We start from the raw sequence: 15,144 nt of genomic DNA, 5'->3' as shown, positions 1-15,144 counted from the left end.
AGCACCGCAGCCCTGCACCGTGGCAGGTCCTGCCCGCCCGGCGCGTACCGAGGAGCCGGGGCCTCTGGTGCGCGCGTCCGCTCCGGCGGGTGCGCGCAGCCAGGGGGCCCGGACCCGCAGGCCCGTCGGCGGACGGCCTGCGACGGCGGGCTGCGCCGGTGCGGCAGCCTCGCCGCGACCGGCCGTGGACCGCGAAAGAACAGGACGCATTACGTGACTGCATTGTCTGTGAGCACCTCCTCCGCCGCTTCGCTGCGCGCGGACGCCCTGGTGGTCGGTGTCGCGAAGGGCCCGAAGGGGATCGTGCTGGCCCCCGGCGCCGAGGCCGCGAACGAGGCGTTCGAGGGCAAGCTGGCCGAGGTCCTCGGCACCCTGGGCGCGACCGGCGCCGAGGGCGAGGCCGTGAAGGTCCCCTCCCCCGCCGGTCTGAAGGCCGCGCTCGTGCTCGCGGTCGGTCTCGGCGAGGCCGGCGAGGAGGGCCACGGCCTGGAGACGCTGCGCCGCGCGGCCGGTGTCGCCGCCCGCACCCTGGCCGGTGCCAAGAAGGTCGCGCTGGCCCTGCCGGCCGAGTCCGCGGAGGAGGTCGAGGCGGTCGCGCTGGGCGGCCTGCTCGGCTCGTACTCCTTCGGCACGTACAAGGGCAACGGCAACGGCAAGGCGCCGGTCGGCGAGCTGCTGGTGCTGGCCCCCCGCAAGGGCAGCAAGGACGCCAAGGCCGCCGTGGAGCGGGCCGCCGCCATCGGCGAGGAGATGAACCGGGCCCGCGACCTGGTCAACACCGCGCCGAACGACCTGAACCCGAAGAGCTTCGCCGCGATCGTCCAGGCGGCCGGCAAGGAGCACGGCCTCAAGGTCGAGGTGCTCGACGAGAAGGCGCTGACCAAGGGCGGCTTCGGCGGCCTGCTGGGCGTCGGCAACGGCTCGGAGAACCCGCCCCGCCTGGTGAAGGTGGCCTACACCCACCCGAAGGCCAAGGCCACCCTGGCGTTCATCGGCAAGGGCATCACCTACGACTCGGGCGGCATCTCGCTGAAGCCGGCCGGCCACAACGAGACCATGAAGTGCGACATGGCCGGCGCCGCCGCCGTGTTCGCCGCCGTGGTGGCCGCCAAGCGCCTGGGCCTGGCCGTCAACGTGACCGGCTGGCTGGCGCTGGCCGAGAACATGCCGTCCGGCTCCGCCACCCGCCCGGGCGACGTGCTGCGGATGTACGGCGGCAAGACCGTCGAGGTGCTGAACACCGACGCCGAGGGCCGCCTGGTGCTGGCCGACGCGATCGTGCGGGCCGGCGAGGAGAACCCGGACGTCATCGTCGACGTGGCCACCCTGACCGGCGCCATGGTGATGGCCCTGGGCAACCGCACCTTCGGTGTGATGTCCAACAGCGACGAGCTGCGCGACGACCTGCACGCCGTCGCGGGCGAGGTGGGCGAGCAGTCCTGGCCGATGCCGCTGCCGGCCGACCTGCGCAAGGGCATGACCGAGTCGACCATCGCCGACCTGGCCAACATGGGCGAGCGGATGGGCGGCGGCCTGGTGGCCGGCCTGTTCCTGAAGGAGTTCGTGGCCGAGGGCATCGACTGGGCGCACCTGGACATCGCCGGCCCGGCGTTCCACGAGGGCGCGCCGTTCGGCTACACCCCGAAGGGCGGCACCGCGAGCGCGGTGCGCACCCTGGTCCGCTTCGCCGAGCGGACGGCGAACGGCAAGGCCTGATCAGGCGCCCGCTGCGACGGGGTCCGGCGCGTGCGCGCCGGGCCCCGTCGGCGTTCCGGCCCCTGTCAGCTGCGGGTCACCCGCGTGTTACCTGCGAGTAGGGCGGGGCGTCGCGGCGCAGCCCTGTTCGCTGCGGGCGAAACTTTGTTCCACACTGCGGAAGAGTGTGCGCCGGACGGCCCGGAAGACGCCCGTCCGGCGGCTGTCAACACCGCTCTGAGCTGCGATGATGCCCTTCCGTCGAGGCCATTCCCGCCCCGGTGACCACTCCGCGGCACACCCCTGGGGTGGGCCCGGACATCAGCCACCGCGAACAAGTGCGAAGATGTATTTCCGGCACGACTGGGCGCCCCACAAAGGCTTCCGACCCACCGGACCGCGACCGGCCCGGCGACCCACCCCATGCATGGAGGACGTGACGTGGCGAACGACGCCAGCACCGTTTTCGACGTAGTCATTCTCGGAGGCGGAAGCGGCGGTTACGCCGCGGCGCTCCGCGCCGCTCAGCTGGGCCTGAGCGTCGCCCTGGTCGAGAAGGGTGAGCTCGGCGGCACCTGCCTGCACCGCGGCTGCATCCCGACCAAGGCACTGCTGCACGCCGCCGAGATCGCGGACGAGACGAAGGAGGCCGCCGAGTTCGGCGTTCTGGCCACCTTCCAGGGCATCGACATCAACGGCGTCCACAAGTACAAGGACGACGTCATCGCCGGCCTGTACAAGGGCCTGCAGGGCCTGGTGGCCTCCCGCAAGGTGACCTTCATCCAGGGCGAGGGCAAGCTCTCCTCGCAGACCTCGGTGGACGTCAACGGCCAGCGCATCGAAGGCCGGCACATCGTCTTGGCCACCGGTTCCGTGCCGCGCTCGATCCCGGGTCTGGAGATCGACGGCAACCGCGTGATCTCCTCGGACCACGCCCTCAAGCTCGACCGCATCCCGAAGTCGGCCGTCATCCTCGGCGGCGGCGTCATCGGCGTCGAGTTCGCCTCCGTCTGGAAGTCCTTCGGCGTCGAGGTGACCATCGTCGAGGCGCTGCCGCACCTCGTGCCGCTGGAGGACGAGAACTCCTCCAAGCTGCTGGAGCGCGCGTTCCGCAAGCGCGGCATCAAGTTCGAGCTGAAGGCCCGCTTCTCCGGCGTCGAGTACACCGAGTCCGGTGTCCGCGTCTCCACCGAGAACGGCAAGCAGATCGACGCCGACCTGCTGCTCGTCGCCATCGGCCGCGGCCCGGTCTCGTCCGGCCTCGGCTACGAGGAGAACGGCGTCGCGATGGACCGCGGCTACGTCCTGGTCGACGAGTACATGCGCACCAACGTGCCCACCATCTCCGCCGTCGGCGACCTCGCCCCGACCCTCCAGCTCGCCCACGTCGGCTTCGCCGAGGGCATCCTGGTCGCCGAGCGCCTGGCCGGCCTCAAGCCGGTGCCGATCGACTACGACGGTGTCCCGCGCGTGACCTACTCCAACCCCGAGGTGGCCTCCGTCGGCATCTCCGAGGCCAAGGCCGTCGAGCTGTACGGCAAGGAGAAGGTCGTCACCCTCAAGTACAACCTGGCCGGCAACGGCAAGAGCAAGATCCTGAAGACCGCCGGCGAGATCAAGCTCGTCCAGGTCAAGGACGGCGCCGTGGTCGGCGTCCACATGGTCGGCGCCCGCATGGGCGAGCAGGTCGGAGAGGCCCAGCTGATCTACAACTGGGAGGCTCTGCCGGCCGAGGTCGCGCAGCTCATCCACGCGCACCCGACCCAGTCCGAGGCCCTGGGCGAGGCGCACCTGGCGCTGGCCGGCAAGCCGCTGCACGCGCACGACTGATCGCGCCCCACCCCCCTTTTCCGGTACTTCCCGTACGCAAGTACTTCCGTACGCAAGACGTGATAGGAGTCGCTGAAACCATGGCGGTCTCAGTAACACTGCCCGCGCTGGGCGAGAGCGTTTCCGAGGGCACCGTCACCCGCTGGCTGAAGGCCGAGGGTGAGCGTGTCGAGGTCGACGAGCCGCTGCTCGAAGTGTCGACCGACAAGGTCGACACCGAGATCCCGGCCCCGGTCTCCGGCATCCTCTCCTCGATCAAGGTCGCCGAGGACGAGACCGTCGAGGTCGGCGCCGAGCTGGCGATCATCGACGACGGCTCCGGTGCCCCGGCTGCCGCTCCGGCCCCGGCCGCCGAGGCCGCGCCCGCCGCTGCTCCGGCCCCGGTCGCGGAGGCCCCCGCCGCCGCTCCGGCCCCGGCTGCCGAGGCCCCTGCGGCTCCGGCTGCTCCGGCTGCTCCGGCCGGCGACGCCACCCCGGTGCTGCTGCCCGCCCTGGGCGAGTCCGTCACCGAGGGCACCGTCACCCGCTGGCTGAAGGCCGAGGGCGAGACGGTCGAGGTCGACGAGCCGCTGCTCGAGGTCTCCACCGACAAGGTCGACACCGAGATCCCGTCGCCCGTCGCCGGCACCGTGGTGAAGATCCTGGTCGGCGAGGACGAGACCGCCGAGGTCGGCGCCCAGCTCGCGCTGATCGGCGCCGCGGGTTCGGTCGCCGCCGCTCCGGCTGCCCCGGCTGCTCCGGCCCCGGCTCCGGCCGCTGCCCCGGCTCCCGCTCCGGCCGCTGCCCCGGCTCCGGTCGCTGCCCCGGCCCCCGCCGCTACCCCCGCCGCTCCGGCCCCGGCTCCGGCTCCGGTTGCCGCTCCGGCCCCGGTCGCCGCCGCCCCGGCCGCCCCGGCTGCCGACAGCGGTGACGCCTACGTCACCCCGCTGGTGCGCAAGCTCGCCGCCGAGCACGGCGTCGCGCTGACCTCCGTCGCCGGCACCGGCGTCGGCGGCCGCATCCGCAAGCAGGACGTCCTCGCCGCCGCGGAGGCCGCCAAGGCCGCTCCGGCCCCCGTCGCCGCTGCCGCCCCGGCCGCCGCGCCGAAGGCCGCCGCCGCGCCGTCCGCCCTGCGCGGCCAGACGGTCAAGATGAGCCGCATGCGCAAGGTCATCGGCGACAACATGCTGAAGGCCCTGCACGAGCAGGCCCAGCTGACCAGCGTGGTCGAGGTCGACGTCACCAGGATCATGTCGCTGCGCGGCAAGGCCAAGGACTCCTTCCTCGCCCGCGAGGGCGTGAAGCTGTCCCCGATGCCGTTCTTCGTCAAGGCCGCCGCCCAGGCGCTGAAGGCCCACGCGGTCATCAACGCCCGGATCAACGAGGCCGAGGGCACCGTCACCTACTTCGACACCGAGAACATCGGTATCGCGGTGGACTCTGAGAAGGGTCTGATGACCCCGGTCATCAAGGGTGCGGGCGACCTCAACATCGCCGGCATCTCGAAGAAGACCGCCGAGCTGGCCACCAAGGTCCGCAACAGCAAGATCACCCCGGACGAGCTGTCCGGTGCGACCTTCACCATCAGCAACACCGGCTCGCGCGGTGCGCTGTTCGACACCGTGATCGTGCCGCCGAACCAGGTCGCCATCCTGGGCATCGGCGCCACCGTCAAGCGCCCGGTGGTCATCGAGGCCGACGGCGGCACCGCCATCGGCATCCGCGACATGACCTACCTGTCGCTCTCCTACGACCACCGCCTGGTGGACGGCGCCGACGCCGCCCGCTACCTGGTCGCGGTCAAGGAGATCCTGGAGGCCGGCGAGTTCGAGGTCGAGCTCGGCCTCTGACCCCTCCACGGTCCCTGCGGAACCCCGCGTCGTCCCCGGACGGCGCGGGGTTCCGCCGTTCCCGGTCGCGCGCCGCACCGGTTCGTGGCATGCGCGGACGCGGCCGAACGGGGATGCTGGAGCGGTGATGGACGAGACCGACTTCTGGCAGATCATTGACGACACCCGGGACGCCGCGGACGGCGACCCCGACGAGCAGGCCGACCGGCTGGTGGAACGGCTAGTCCTGCTCACCCCGGACGACGTGATCGACTTCGCCCGGCTGTTCGAAGCGCGCTTCCAGCGCGCCTACCGCTTCGACCTGTGGGGCGCGGCCTACCTGCTGCTGGACGGCGCTTCCGAGGACACCTTCGACTACTTCCGCTGCTGGCTGATCGCCCAGGGCCGGGAGGTCTTCGAGGGCGGGCTGGCCGAACCGGACGACCTGGCGGACCTGTTGCCCGACTTCGACGAGGAGGAGGACGGCGAGGCCGAGGACATCGGCTATGCCGCCGACGAGGCGTACGAGCGGCTGACCGGGCTGCCGCTGCCCGAGGTCGGCGGGCGGCAGGCCGGACGGCCGGCCGGGGCGGCACTGGACTTCGACGACCCGGATGTGATGGCGAAGCGCTTCCCCAGGCTCTGGGAGCGGTACGGGGACTGAGACGGCCCCCGGGTGGCGGCTGCCACCCGGGGCCCGCCGGCCTCAGGTGGAACTACCGGACGAGCTGTCCTGCTTGACGCCCTTGAGGATCTGGTCCAGCACGGAGGCGTCCGGCGCGGCCGGGTCGTCGTCCACGCCGCCCTCGAAGACCACGTAGCCGCCGCCCTTCGCCGGGACGGCGGCCAGCAGGACGGAGCCCTTGGTGCCGTCCGAGGTCTGGATCTGCCAGCGCGTGGCGTAGCCGAGTACGCCGGCGACGCTGACGTAGCCGGAGCCGGAGTCGGTGTGCGAGGTGATCCCGGTGAAGATCTTCCCGGCGTAGGCGGGCATCGCCGTGTCGGCGGCCTCCTTCGGGGTGGCGCCCTGGACGGTGTCCTTCTCGACCGAGAACTGGCCGCGGATGCAGGGGTTGCCGTCCGGGCAGGTGTAGTGGCCGCTGCCGAGGTAGACCGTCGAGTGGGCGGAGTCGGTCGACGCGTCCCAGCCGTCGAAGACCGGGACGGTGATCGCGTGCTGCGGGTCGGGGACGGTGCTCTTGAGGGCCGGCACCGGCTTGGGCGCCGACACGGTGGGGGAGGTGGTCGGCAGGGTCGGGGTCGGGCTCGGTGCGGGGCTGTTGCTCTGGGTGGTGGTGACCGTGGGGTTCGGGGTCGGATCCGCCTTCGGGTCGCCGCCGCTGCTGAACATGACCCCGGCGATGATCCCGCCCACGGCCAGCACGCCGACCGAGATGCCGATGATCATCCCGGACCTGCTCTTCGCGGGGCCCTGCGGCGGGTAGCCCGGCCCCGGGTAGCCGTATCCCGCGCCCTGGGCCGGGTAGCCGCCGCCCTGGCCCTGGTATGCGCCGCCCTGGGCCTGGTAGGCGTCCGGGGCCTGGTACGTGCCCTGGCCCTGGTACGCGTCCTGGGCGGGGTAGCCGTAGCCGGCCGCCGGTGGGCCGGCCTGGCCCGGGTAGCCGTAGGACGGGGCCGGGGCCCCGCCCGGGTAGCCGTAGCCGGGCGTCGGCTCGGACGGCGTCCAGGTCTGGGTCGGGGCGTCGGCCGGCGGGACCGCGACGCCGCCCTGGAGCGGCCGTACCTCGCTGGTCCAGGCGGTGCCGTCCCACCAGCGCTCGTGACCGGGGGTGCCGTCCGCACCCGGGACCGGGTACCACCCGGGAGGCGTCGAGTTGCTCACGGGCGTACGGTACCCGGCGTGGCGCCGGTCCAGACAGGTCGGGTGGGTCACGACTGCGCACCGCCCGGGAAGTGGCCGGCGGGCCGATTTCCGGGGTGGCTCTGTGCGCAGTTCCCGTGTACAGAGCCATCGGGGGTTCAGTCGACCAGGCGGCGGGCCATCCAGATGTCGTCCACGTAGCTGCCGTCGATCAGGAACTCCTCGGCCAGCGAGCCCTCGACGACGAAGCCGCGGCTCTCGTAGAGGCGGCGGGCCGGGGCGTTCCAGCCGAGCACCCGGAGCGTCATCTTGCGGGCGCCCGCCGCTCGGGCCGCGGCGCAGGCCGCGTCGACCAGGCGGCCGCCGATGCCCCGGCCGCGGACCGTGCCGTCGACGGCGAGGCCCTGGATCTGGCGCACGTGCCGGTTGCTCGCCAGCGGGGTGGCCGGGACCTGGCGGACGCAGCCGACGATCCGGCCGGCCAGGACGGCGAGCAGGAACTGCTCGGGGGTGCGGCGCTCGTCGAACAGCCCGTCCTCCTCGCGGGGTTGCGGGGAGACGTCGGACAGGACGGACCAGGCGGTGCGGTTGAGGACGGCGAGTTCGCGCTCGTCCTCGGGCCGCGCCGGGCGGATGATCAGATCGTCATCGAACATGCGCGTCATGCTAACGAGGCGCGTGGAGGCACGTGGAGGCGCGTGCGAACGTGACAGGCCGTGGGGAACTGCGAGGATGGGTCCATGCGCATCGCTGTCACAGGCTCCACGGGTTTGATCGGTTCGGCGCTCGTCCGCTCCCTGCTGGCGGACGGCCACGAGGTGGTCCGGCTGGTCCGGCACCGGTCCAGGACGGGCCCGCAGCCCGACGGCAGCACGGCGATCGGCTGGAACCCGCTGCTCGGCGAGGTCCAGCGGGACGGGCTCGCGGGCGTCCAGGCCGTGGTGCACCTGGCCGGCGCCGGAGTCGGCGACCACCGCTGGACCGACGCCTACAAGCGGGAGATCCGGGAGAGCCGGGTCTACGGCACCGAGACGCTGGCCGTCGCGCTGGCCGAACTCAAGGAGCCGCCACGGGTGTTCGTGAGCGCCTCCGCGGTCGGCTGGTACGGCCAGACCGGCGACCGGGTGATCGACGAGGACTCCCCCGCCGGTGACGACTTCCTGGCCGAGGTCTGCCTGGAGTGGGAAGCCGCCGCCAAACCGGCCGAGCGGGCCGGGATCCGGGTCGTCCACCCGCGGACCGGGATGGTGCTGTCCGCGGCCGGCGGGGCGGGCGGGCGGCTGTTCCCGCTGTTCAAGCTGGGCCTGGGCGGGCGGCTCGGCAGCGGGCAGCAGTACTGGAGCTTCATCTCCCTGCACGACGAGGTCGCCGCACTGCGTTTCCTGCTCGACCACGACGACCTCTCCGGTGCCTTCAACCTGACGGCGCCGAACCCGGCGACCAACGCCGAACTGACCGCGGCGCTCGGGCGGGCACTGAAGCGGCCGACGCCGTTCCCGGTGCCGGAGCCGGTGCTCAAGGCGGTGCTCGGCGAGCTGGCGGTCGAGGTGGTCGGCAGCCACCGGGTGGTGCCGCGGCGGCTGCTGGACGCGGGCTTCCGCTTCACGCACCCGGACGCGTACTCGGCGGCGCTCGCGGCGCTGTGAGTCGTCGGCGGGATGAGGCGCGCGCCGGTCCCGTGCGTACTCCGACTACCGCGTCCGCCCTGGCCACGGGCATATGCCGGGCGGTGGGCGAACGAGGGTCGGGCGGGGGCCGGACGGGGGCCGGACGGGGCTCCGAGAGGGGGCGCACGGGAGCACACGGCGGGCGCGTCGCACGCCCCCGGTGACCGTACGCGCCCGCCGACCCCCCAACCCGGCCACCACGACGCACTGTCCGTGACCGCGCCCCCGCCCGGCGCCGCCCAGCCCCGCCCGCCCCTCGGATCCGGCCCGATGCGCTTGTCTGATACTCACACTGACTGGGCATCACCTTCCTCGGACCGTGTCCCGGCACCCCGCTGCCTGCGTCGGCCGGAGCCCCGGGACCAGGGAGGGAGCACGCCAGTGCCCACGTACGACTTCACCCGCCGCGCTCGTCGGCCATCCGACCCGGACGTCGTCGTGGTCGGCGCCGGACTCGCGGGTCTGGCCGCCGCCCGCGCGCTCACCGGCCACGGACTCGCCGTTCAGGTCCTGGAGACCACCGAACGGATCGGCGGCCGGATGGCCACCCGCGAGCTGGACGGATTCCGGCTCGACGACGGCAGCCACCTGCTCAACACCGCCTTCCCCGAGCTGCGCCGCATGCTCGACCTCGACCGGCTCGACCTGCGCCCGCTCGCGCCCGGCGTACTCGTGCACAGCGGCGGCCGCCGCTACCGCGCCGGGGATCCGCAGCTCACCGCCGCCCGGCAGGCCGCCACCCGGGCCCCGCTCGGCAGCCCGCTGGACAAGGCCCGGCTGGGCAGCTGGCTCGGCCGGCTGGCCACCACCCCGGTCAGCCGGCTGCAGGCCCGGCCGGAGACCACCGCCGCCCGCGCGCTGACCGGCCACGGGCTCGCCCCGCGCACCGTCGACGGCTTCCTGCGCCCGCTGCTCAGCGCCCTGCTCAGCGATCCGGCGCTCGGCACCAGCAGCCGGATCGCCGACCTGGTGCTCCGCTCGTACGCCCGGGGGAGGCTCTGCCTGCCCGCCGACGGGATCGCGGCCGTGCCGGCCCAGCTGGCCGCCGCCCTGCCCGTCGGCACCGTCCGCACCGGGGTGCAGGTCACCTCGATCGCCGCGGACGGCGTGGAGACCGTCGCCCACGGGCGGATCGGCGCCCAGGCCGTCATCATCGCCACCGACGCCCGCTCGGCGGCCGAGCTGTTGCCCGGGCTCCGGCTGCCGGCTTTCCACCCCGTCACGACCTTCTATCACGCGGCCGACCGGGCCCCACTGGCCGAGGCCGTCCTGCTGCTCGACGGCGAACGCCCAGACGGGCACCCGCCGTTGGTCTCGCACTCACTGGTGCTCAGCGAACTGCACCCGTCCTACGCCCCGGCCGGCCAGGCACTGATCGCCACCACCGTGCTCGGGCGGCGCACCTTCGACGCGGGCGGCCCGGCCGGGCTGGAACCGGCCGTACGGGCCCGGCTCGCGGAGCTGTACGGCACCGCGACGACGGGCTGGCAGTTCCTCAGCGTGCGGCACGTCCCGGACGCGCTGCCCGCGATGCCGCCGCCGCACAACCCCCGGCGCCCGGTGCGGCTACTGGCCGGACTGTACGTCGCCGGCGACCACCGCGACACCAGTACGGTGCAGGGCGCGCTGGTCTCCGGGCGGCGGGCGGCACGGGCGGTGCTGCGCGACCTCGGCGTCCCGGCCGACGCGCGGGAGGCGGAGGCGGCGGCCTGAGGCCGGCCCGGCGCGGCGGCGGTCCTGACACGCCACCGGGCTGCCGGGGTGACGGACCGGCGGCGTGCCAGGATGCCGCAGTGACTGCTCTGACTGCTTTGCGTGCTTTGACCGTTCTGCCTGTCCTGACGGTCCTGACGGTCCTGAGCGTCCTGGCCGTTCATCGGGCGGTTTCGACCATTCGGCCGGTTGCGCGGTGAGCGCCGATGCCCAGCCGGTGGCCCTGGTCCTGATCCCCGCCGCGGCCGTGGCAGCGCCGCTGCTCGCCGACCGGCTGCTGCGGTGGATCGCGGTACCGACCGTCGTGGTCGAGATCGCGCTCGGTGTGCTGATCGGCCCGGACGTCCTGGGCTGGGCGCGCGTCGACGACCTGGTGGACGCGCTCTCCCAGTTCGGGCTGGCCATGCTGATGTTCCTGGCCGGGTACGAGATCGACTTCGGCAAGCTGCGCGGCGGCCCGCTGAAACGGGCGGGGACCGCGTGGCTGCTCTCGCTGGTCGCGGCCCTCGGCGTGGGCGCGCTCGTCAACCCGGACCCGCTGGACGGCGCCTTCGCCGGCCTCGTGCTCACCACCACCGCGCTCGGCACGATCCTGCCGATCCTCCGCGACTCCGGCGAACTGCCCACGCCCTTCGGCTGGTCGGTGATGGCCACCGGGGCGGTCGGCGAGTTCGGGCCGATCATCGCGGTCGCCGTGCTGCTCAGCGGCAACTCCCCCGCCCGGACGGCGGTCATCCTCGGCGCCTTCGCGGTGATCACCGCCGTCGCCGTGGTGGCCGCGCGCCGGCCCCGTCCGGCCTGGGCCACCCGCCTCATCGAGCGCACCCTGCGCACCTCGGGGCAGTTCGCCATCCGGGCGGTGATCCTGGTGCTGGCCGTCATGGTCGCCGCCGCGCTCTGGCTCGACCTCGACATGCTGCTCGGCGCCTTCACCGCCGGGATCGTCTCCCGGCTGCTGCTCTCCGACATCCGGCGGGCGGAGGAGGAGGTGATCGAGGCCAAGCTGGAGTGCATCGGCTTCGGGTTCCTGGTGCCGATCTTCTTCGTGGTCAGCGGGATGAACTTCGACCTGGACGCGCTGCTGGACGAGCCGGGCACGCTGCTGCTCGTACCCGTGTTCCTGCTGCTGTTCCTCGTCGTGCGAGGCGTGCCGGCCGGACTGCTGGCCCCGGCCGGGCTCGGCCGGCGCGACCGCGCGGCACTCGGCCTGTACGCGGCGACGGCGCTGCCGCTGATCGTGGTGATCACCACCATCGAGGTGGACGCGGGGCACCTGCCGTCCTCGACGGCGGCGGCGCTGGTCGGCGCCGGAATGCTGTCGGTGCTGGTGTTCCCGCTGGCGGCGCAGCGGGTGCGCGGCGCCGTACGGCGGCCGGTGGCGGACGAGGGAGGCGAGGGCGGAGAGGGGGACAAGCCGAGAGTCCGGGCCGAGAGCTGGTAGGCCGAGAACTCCCGTGCGCCGGGCCGGCCGGGCCGCCCCCGTACGCCGTGCCGTCGCTGCCGCGATCGATCAGATCACCCCCGCCTGGCGTGCCGTCTCCTCGAAGGCGCGGGCCACCGGGCTGCCGCGGTACGGGGTGAGGCGGCGGTGGAAGTCCCGGACGTACTCCAGGGAGCGGGCCGAACGCATCTCGCCCGCCGCCCGCAGCGCGTCGGTGGCCATGGTGCAGGCCTCGTCGAGGTCCCCCATGCCGAGTCGGGCGGTGGCCAGCACCAGCCGGCAGAAGATCCGGCTGCGCGCGTAGGCGGGCGAGCGCAGCCGCAGCGACTTCTCGGCGTGCTGCGCGGAGGTGCGCCACTGCTGGAGGTCCCGGTAGCAGTGAGCGAACTCGTCGGAGAGCTGCGCCTCGTCGAAGTACCGCGCCCAGGCGGGCAGTTCGTCGCCGGTGCGGGCCGCGGCCAGGGCCCGTTCGGCGCGTACCAGGGCGGTGGTGCAGGAGCGGACGTCGCCCAGCAGGCCGTGGCCGCGGGCCTCGGCGGCGTGCATCAGCGACTGGACGACCGGCGGCACGGCGGTGCCCACGCCCTGCTGGGCGACCCGGGCGAGCTGGACCGCCTCGCGGCCGTGGCCGAGGTGGACGGCCTGCTGGCTCATCGTCACCAGCACGTAGCCGCCGAGCGCGCGGTCCCCCGCGGCCTGGGACAGGCGCAGCGCCTGGACGAAGTAGCGCTGGGCGAGGCCGTGTGCGGCGATGTCGAAGGACGTCCAGCCGGCCAGTCGGGTCAGGTCGGCGACCGCGCCGAACAGCGCCCGGCCGATCTGCTCGCCGTAGCGGCCGCGCAGCATCGGCTCGGCCTCGCTCTCCAGGTAGCGGACCAGTGCCTGGCGGGCGTGGCCGCCGCCGTAGGCGTGGTCGAGCGCGCGGAAGAGGTCGCCGACGGCGCGGATGGCGGCGATGTCGCCGCGGCCGACTCGCAGGGCGGGGCGGGACTCGCGGGCCGGGTCGGTGTACGGCGGTTCGACGGCGACCGGCGGGCGGCGGCTCTGGGTGGGCACCCGGCCGATGGTGGGGGCGGTGCCGGTCGTCCCGGCCGTGCTGCGCGCGGTCGGCCCGCCGGGGGTGCCGGGCAGGCCGGGGGCGCCGACGGCCTGGCCGCGCGCCGGGCCCGCGGGGGACGCGCCGGGCGCGCTCTGTGCGGGCGCGCCGGTGATGGCCGTGGAGGTCGAGGAGGCGGACGGCGGGCCGGTGGCGGCGTCCGGGCGGGCCAGGGTGGAACCGTCCCGGGCGACCCGCTCGTCGGTGCGGCCGATCAGCCAGTCCCGGCTGGGGACGACCAGGCCGGCCGGGGTGAAGGCGATCCGGCGCAGCTCGGACTGCGGGCCGTTGTCCTTGCGCCACATGCTCGCCACGATGTCCACCGCCTCCTGCGGGGTCTCGGCGAACTCCAGGCCGGCATAGACCGGGGCGCAGGCGTCCAGGCCGAGGTCCTGGGCGGTGAGGCGGCGGCCGAGGCGGCGGGTGAAGACCTCGGCGATCAGGGCCGGGGTGGCGCCGCGGGGCTGCTGGCCGCGCAGCCAGCGGGTGACCGAGGTCTTGTCGTAGCGCAGGTCGAGGCCGTGTTCCAGGCCGAGCTGGTCGACCCGGCGGGCCAGGCCGGCGTGCGAGAAGCCGGCCTCCTCGATCAGCGCGGCGAGCTGGCCGTTCTGCGGGGCCGGGCCCGAGTGGCCGGTGCTCCGCGCGGGCGCGGGCGCGGGGGCGGGGGCGGGGGCGGGCGCGGGCGCGACGGGGGCCCCGTGCCGGTCGGGTGCGGCCTGCGCGGGCAGCCGCAGGTCGTCGGCCGTCGCGCCGGCGGTCAGCGGGTCGGCGGTCAGTGTGTCGCCGGTCAGGGCGTCGGGGGCCAGGGCGTCGGGGGCGTCCGGAAGGGTCCGGCCGACCGGACCTCGGTGCTGGCCGAGCGGGTCGAGCGGTCCGTACGCCGGGCTGTCGGTTGCAGGCCGTTGGGGCATGTCTGTCAACACCTCTCGGACGTCGCACCGGGCTCTACCAGCACTTCGGCTGCCTGGGGCGGCGCCCCCTGTCGGGAATCGGCGTGAATGTAGCGAGCATTCGGGCGCTATGGGTGGATCTGACCGAGCAATCCTCCGAACGGGTGAAGCAACCGCGCCCATTGTGGGGAAGCCGGGTCACCGGCGGTTTGGCCTTCCGCGGTCGAACCGCCGATCGAGCCTCGTAGTGGTTGCCGCCACAACCTCCGAGGTCGTTGTGGCGGCCCACCACATGGGAGCCGGGGCGCCGGATTCCTACCGTTCCGGTCCATGGACATCACGACAGCCCGCCCGCTCGACGGCCGCACGGCCCTGGTCACCGGAGCCGCCTCGGGCATCGGCCGGGCCTGTGCCGAGGCCTTCGCCGGGGCCGGCGCCCGGGTCTACGTCGTCGACCTCGCGGCCGGTCCGGCCGAGGAGCTCGCGGAGCGGATCGGCGGGCACGCGATCGTCACCGACCTCTCCGACCCCGAAGCCGTGGACGCCCTGCCGGACGACGCCGACATCGTGGTCAACAACGCCGGGCTCCAGCACATCGCGCCGGTGCACGAGTTCCCGCCCGACCGCTTCACGCTCATCCAACGCGTGATGGTGGAGGCCCCGTTCCGCATCCTGCGCCGGACCCTGCCGCACATGTACGAGCGGGAGTGGGGACGGGTCGTCAACCTTTCCTCCGTCCACGGCCTGCGCGCCAGCGCCTTCAAGTGCGCGTACGTCACCGCGAAGCACGCCCTGGAGGGCCTGAGCAAGACCGTCGCCCTGGAGGGCGCGCCGCACGGCGTCACCAGCAACTGCATCAACCCCGGCTACGTCCGGACGCCCCTGGTGGAGAAGCAGATCGCCGCCCAGGCACTCGCCCACGGCATCCCCGAGGACGAGGTGGTGGATCGGATCATGCTCGACCGCACCGCCGTGAAGCGCCTCGTCGAACCCGACGAGGTCGCCCAACTCGCCCTCTGGCTCTGCTCCCCCGCCGCCTCCTGCATCACCGGCGCCAGCTTCCCCATCGACGGCGGCTGGACGGCGCACTGACCGCCGACATCGCGGCTCCGGCCGCCATGTCCGTACCGAACAGTATGTGTTCCACCCACATAGGCCTCCGCCCAGCGGATTCCTACCTTG

General features: G+C 73.8%; 11 protein-coding genes. 8 read left to right on the top strand and 3 right to left on the bottom strand.

Annotation, left to right across the window (positions count from 1 at the left end; all coding sequences use genetic code 11):
• Nucleotides 1-213 precede the first annotated feature (213 nt).
• The 4 genes from AC0B61_RS19800 to AC0B61_RS19785 all read left to right on the top strand — a co-directional run bounded on the left by AC0B61_RS19800 (nucleotide 214) and on the right by AC0B61_RS19785 (nucleotide 5,997).
• A complete protein-coding gene (locus AC0B61_RS19800; RefSeq protein ID WP_471741999.1) occupies nucleotides 214-1,716 on the top strand; it encodes a leucyl aminopeptidase in 1,503 nt (500 codons plus the stop codon).
• A gap of 402 nt (nucleotides 1,717-2,118) precedes the next feature.
• A complete protein-coding gene (lpdA, locus tag AC0B61_RS19795; RefSeq protein ID WP_471741998.1) occupies nucleotides 2,119-3,525 on the top strand; it encodes a dihydrolipoyl dehydrogenase in 1,407 nt (468 codons plus the stop codon).
• Nucleotides 3,526-3,605: 80 nt separating this feature from the next.
• Nucleotides 3,606-5,354, top strand: coding sequence for a 2-oxoglutarate dehydrogenase, E2 component, dihydrolipoamide succinyltransferase (gene sucB, locus AC0B61_RS19790; protein WP_471741997.1), 1,749 nt, complete (start codon nucleotides 3,606-3,608; stop codon nucleotides 5,352-5,354).
• Nucleotides 5,355-5,481: 127 nt separating this feature from the next.
• A complete protein-coding gene (locus tag AC0B61_RS19785; protein WP_471741996.1) occupies nucleotides 5,482-5,997 on the top strand; it encodes a DUF4240 domain-containing protein in 516 nt (171 codons plus the stop codon).
• Between the two features lie 42 nt (nucleotides 5,998-6,039).
• Here the strand turns inward: AC0B61_RS19785 and AC0B61_RS19780 are convergent, their stop codons facing one another.
• Nucleotides 6,040-7,176: a DUF2510 domain-containing protein gene (locus tag AC0B61_RS19780; protein ID WP_471741995.1), complete on the bottom strand. Its 1,137-nt coding sequence runs from the start codon at nucleotides 7,174-7,176 to the stop codon at nucleotides 6,040-6,042.
• Between the two features lie 137 nt (nucleotides 7,177-7,313).
• Nucleotides 7,314-7,811 carry a GNAT family N-acetyltransferase gene (locus AC0B61_RS19775; protein WP_471741994.1) on the bottom strand — a complete coding sequence of 166 codons (498 nt, stop codon included), beginning with the start codon at nucleotides 7,809-7,811 and terminating at the stop codon, nucleotides 7,314-7,316.
• Nucleotides 7,812-7,895: 84 nt separating this feature from the next.
• Between AC0B61_RS19775 and AC0B61_RS19770 the strand changes: the two genes are divergently transcribed.
• The 3 genes from AC0B61_RS19770 to AC0B61_RS19760 all read left to right on the top strand — a co-directional run bounded on the left by AC0B61_RS19770 (nucleotide 7,896) and on the right by AC0B61_RS19760 (nucleotide 11,976).
• Nucleotides 7,896-8,801 (top strand): TIGR01777 family oxidoreductase, encoded by a 906-nt coding sequence (locus AC0B61_RS19770; RefSeq protein ID WP_471741993.1) that lies wholly within the window; start codon nucleotides 7,896-7,898, stop codon nucleotides 8,799-8,801.
• 402 nt (nucleotides 8,802-9,203) lie between these two features.
• Nucleotides 9,204-10,535, top strand: coding sequence for an FAD-dependent oxidoreductase (locus tag AC0B61_RS19765; protein ID WP_471741992.1), 1,332 nt, complete (start codon nucleotides 9,204-9,206; stop codon nucleotides 10,533-10,535).
• A gap of 196 nt (nucleotides 10,536-10,731) precedes the next feature.
• Nucleotides 10,732-11,976, top strand: coding sequence for a cation:proton antiporter (locus tag AC0B61_RS19760; protein WP_471741991.1), 1,245 nt, complete (start codon nucleotides 10,732-10,734; stop codon nucleotides 11,974-11,976).
• A gap of 69 nt (nucleotides 11,977-12,045) precedes the next feature.
• On the opposite strand, the gene AC0B61_RS19755 is transcribed toward AC0B61_RS19760, so the two are convergent.
• Nucleotides 12,046-13,983 carry a regulator gene (locus AC0B61_RS19755; protein WP_471741990.1) on the bottom strand — a complete coding sequence of 646 codons (1,938 nt, stop codon included), beginning with the start codon at nucleotides 13,981-13,983 and terminating at the stop codon, nucleotides 12,046-12,048.
• Nucleotides 13,984-14,292: 309 nt separating this feature from the next.
• Here AC0B61_RS19755 and AC0B61_RS19750 point away from each other — a divergent pair, with 309 nt between their 5' ends.
• Entirely contained in the window at nucleotides 14,293-15,054 is a 762-nt protein-coding gene (locus AC0B61_RS19750; protein ID WP_471741989.1) for a 3-hydroxybutyrate dehydrogenase, read from the top strand.
• The last annotated feature ends 90 nt before the right edge of the window (nucleotides 15,055-15,144 follow it).

It is taken from the genome of Kitasatospora sp. NPDC023385 (genome assembly GCF_055664045.1).
This window is presented reverse-complemented; position numbering and strand designations above follow the sequence as displayed.

Bases quoted from the DNA above. Each gene is read 5' to 3' on its own strand.
- lpdA (WP_471741998.1), top strand. From the start codon at position 2,119: ATGCATGGAGGACGTGACGTGGCGAACGACGCCAGCACCGTTTTCGAC.
- sucB (WP_471741997.1), top strand. From the start codon at position 3,606: ATGGCGGTCTCAGTAACACTGCCCGCGCTGGGCGAGAGCGTTTCCGAG.
- AC0B61_RS19785 (WP_471741996.1), top strand. From the start codon at position 5,482: ATGGACGAGACCGACTTCTGGCAGATCATTGACGACACCCGGGACGCC.
- AC0B61_RS19775 (WP_471741994.1), bottom strand. From the start codon at position 7,811: ATGTTCGATGACGATCTGATCATCCGCCCGGCGCGGCCCGAGGACGAG.
- AC0B61_RS19770 (WP_471741993.1), top strand. From the start codon at position 7,896: ATGCGCATCGCTGTCACAGGCTCCACGGGTTTGATCGGTTCGGCGCTC.
- AC0B61_RS19755 (WP_471741990.1), bottom strand. From the start codon at position 13,983: ATGCCCCAACGGCCTGCAACCGACAGCCCGGCGTACGGACCGCTCGAC.
- AC0B61_RS19750 (WP_471741989.1), top strand. From the start codon at position 14,293: ATGGACATCACGACAGCCCGCCCGCTCGACGGCCGCACGGCCCTGGTC.